At 74.4% G+C, this 2,640-nt stretch carries 1 protein-coding gene; it reads right to left on the bottom strand.

Going from position 1 to position 2,640, the window contains the following annotated elements:
- Nucleotides 1-401 precede the first annotated feature (401 nt).
- On the bottom strand, nt 402-2,640 hold a 2,239-nt coding region (locus IZR01_RS48905; RefSeq protein ID WP_194927861.1), incomplete at its 5' end, for a putative bifunctional diguanylate cyclase/phosphodiesterase.

Genomic DNA, 2,640 nt, shown 5'->3' with positions numbered 1-2,640 from the left:
GGGGAAGAGACCGGCGGCTGGGCGTTGACGGGTGCGGGCGGTGGCGCGCGGTGGTGATGATTGTTGTTGTTGTTGTTCGGTCGCGGGGCGGCGGGATGGCTGCTCGGCTGGGTGATCGGGGCCGGAGTTCGGGTGCTGTGCGGCGGGTTCGTGGCGAGGCGGCTGCTCGGCTGGGTGATCGGGGCCGGAGTTCGGGTGCTGTGCGGCGGGTTCGTGGCGAGGCGGCTGCTCGGCCGGGCGGTTGGCGCCGGTACCCGGGTGCTGCGATGCGGGCTCGCCGGTGCCGCGCGCTCGCCGCTCCGAGCCCGGTCCGGCACCATCCTCCGGCGAAGTCGGCTGCTCCGGCGCCACCCGCCGCCGGTTCCGCACCGGCGGACCATCTTCCGGCGGCCGCTCGGCGCTCACTTGCCCGCCTCCGGCCCGGAATCGTCGTACCCGGAATCGCTGTACCCGGAATCGTCGTACTCGGCACCGTCGTACTTGGCATCGTCGCCCCAGGCATCGCCGTCCCCGACCCCCGCCGCCTCAGCCCCATCCTCATCCTCAGCCCTCGCCTCGCGCGCCTCCCCAGCCTCCCGCGGCAGCTTCACCCGCCCCGCGCGCATCAGCGCCGAGGCCTCCCGCACCGGCATCGGCCGCGCGTACAGATACCCCTGTCCCAGGTCCGCCCCCATGTTTTGCAGCGCCCGCCGTTGCTCGCGGGTCTCCACACCCTCGGCGACCACCATCAGCGTCAGCGACTTCGCGATGCCGATGATGCCCTTCACCAGGGCGGTCTGGCGTGGTTCGGCCGGGACGCCGTCCACGAAGGCCTTGTCGATCTTCAGTGCGCTGACCGGCAGGTCCCGGAGGTAGGACAGCGAGGAGTAGCCGGTGCCGAAGTCGTCCAGCGAGACGCCCACGCCGTGCTGTGTCAGGGTCCTGAGGTTGGCCAGCGCCTGGCCGGCCCGGTCGATCAGCGCGCTCTCGGTCGCCTCCACCATCAGGAACGCCGGGTCCAGACCGGCGTCGGTCAGGGCCTTGCCGACCTCGTCGGGGAAGCCCGGGTCGCGCAGTTGGTGGGCTGAGACGTTCACCGAGATCTTCACCGGCGCCACCCCCGCCGCCAGCCGGGCCTCGTTCCAGCGCGCCGCCTGCTCGGTCGCCGTGCGCAGGATCCAGCGGCCCAGCGGCAGGATCTGGCCGGTGGCCTCGGCCAGCGGGATGAAGTCGTCCGGCATGATGATCGTGCCGTCCGGCTGCGGCCAGCGCACCAGGGCCTCGAAGCCGCCGATGTCGCCGTCGTCGAGCCAGACGATCGGCTGGTAGTAGAGCTCGAACGAGCCCTCGGCCAGCGCCCGGTCCAGACCGGAGCGGCGGGCGGCGGCGCGCGCCAGTTCCGCGCGCAGCCGGGGGTCGTAGCCGCGCCAGCTGTTGGGGCCCGAGCCCTTGGCCGCGTGCAGCGTCATCTCGGCGTCGGCCAGCAGCGAGGCGCCGGTCGCGCCGGTGGTGCAGGTGGCGAGCGCGCCGGAGGTGGTGACGGCGATCGGCCCGACGTAGAACGGCTTGTCCTCGCCCGGCATCCCGGTCGGCAGCCGCGGGGCCTCGGTGGCCCGCCGCACGGCCAGTACCGCGAACTCGTCGCCGCCGGTGCGGGCCAGCACGTCCCCGGGCCCGAGCCGGGACCGGATCCGCTCGGCGACGTCCCGCAGCACCTCGTCCCCGGCCTCCCGGCCGTGGAAGTCGTTGATCTCCCGGAACCGGTCCAGGTCCAGCAGCATCACCGTGACCGCGACCGTCGGCGAGGCCAGCTCCACGGCGTCCTCCAGCCCGCGGATGAACGCCAGCCGGTTCGGCAGGTCGGTGAGCGGGTCCCGGTAGGCGTGCCGTTGCAGCGTGCGCTCCAGGCCGCGCGCGGTGGTCACATCGTGCAGCGACAGCACGAACCCGCCGACCGTCGGCTCGGCGCGCAGGTCGGCGATCGTGGCCTCGACCTCGTGCGGCTGGCCGCCGTCGGCGAAGATCTCCCAGTCCCGTCGCACCGGCGGCTGCGGCGTGGACTCCGCGGCCCGCACCGCGACCTCGGCGGCGTAGACCTTGCCGACCACCTCGGTCAGCGGCCGGTCGTGCAGCGGCCGGTCGCCGAACAGGTCGGCCGCCGACGGCGAGACGTACCGCACCCGCAGTTCCGGGTCGACGATCAGGATCGTGTCCGACGTGTTCTGCACCAGCGCCCGGAAGTACGCCTCGCTGTCGCGCCGGGTGATCTCCTGGCTCAGCGCGATCCGCTCCAGCGCCGCCGAGGCCTGCCGGGCCAGGATCTCCAGCGCCCCGCCGAGCACCGCCAGGTCCTCCTCGGCCGCCGCCACGACCAGCACGCCGGCCGCGCCGTCCAGCGGCACGACTCCGGCGTGGTCCTGCGGCCCCAGCCGGGCGGCCAGCGGGGGTGGCAGGTCCGAGGTGTGCACGACGTTGGTCGGGTGGAAGTGCTCGTGCCGCTGCACGCCGGCCGGCGCCGCCCCGGCCCGGTAGGCCTCGTCCTGGGCCGCGGCGTAGACGGCGGCGGAGGAACAGACCGAGGTGAGCGTCTTGCGCCAGCGCGAGGCCTCCGGCTCCGGCAGCGCCGGCGGCACGGTGGCCCGCACGTCCCCGGCCCCGCCG

Source organism: Catenulispora pinisilvae (assembly GCF_015356865.1).
GTDB classification, from domain to species: Bacteria; Actinomycetota; Actinomycetes; order Streptomycetales; family Catenulisporaceae; genus Catenulispora; species Catenulispora pinisilvae.
Note: the sequence above shows the minus strand (reverse complement) of the source record. Positions and strands in the feature narration are given on the sequence as shown.